Source organism: Chryseobacterium sp. SIMBA_029 (genome assembly GCF_046535275.1).
Lineage (GTDB): Bacteria > Bacteroidota > Bacteroidia > Flavobacteriales > Weeksellaceae > Chryseobacterium.
In genome coordinates this window covers 1-311 of sequence record NZ_JAWRXA010000152.1, presented here as the reverse complement: position 1 = coordinate 311, position 311 = coordinate 1, and the positions used below count along the sequence as shown (strand labels likewise).

The 311-nt window shown below is 38.6% G+C and carries 1 pseudogene; it reads left to right on the top strand.

The features are described 5' to 3' along the window. Nucleotides 1-311, top strand: a pseudogene (locus SB679_RS23595) (trigger factor); the annotation flags it as partial.

Sequence of the window (311 nt, the reverse complement as noted above, 5' to 3'; positions counted from 1 at the left end):
CTTACATTGCTTTAGAAGTTTCTCAAGTAGTTGAAGAAGATGCTGAAGGAGAGCACCACCACCACCCAAAGAACGTTACTGTTACCGCTGACAACAAGGAGGCTTTCAAACTAGTAAAGGCTTTGAAAATGGACGGGTCTGTAAAAGTTACTAAGGAAACTCTTGCAGGTGATGAAGAATTAGCTAAGGAATTAGGATTCAGCAAAGAAGAAGTAGAGCACCTACACCACAATGAGGTAGAAGTAAAAGTAAAAGACTTCTATTCATTAAACTTAGCTGAGCTTAATCAAGACTTATTCGACAAAGTATAC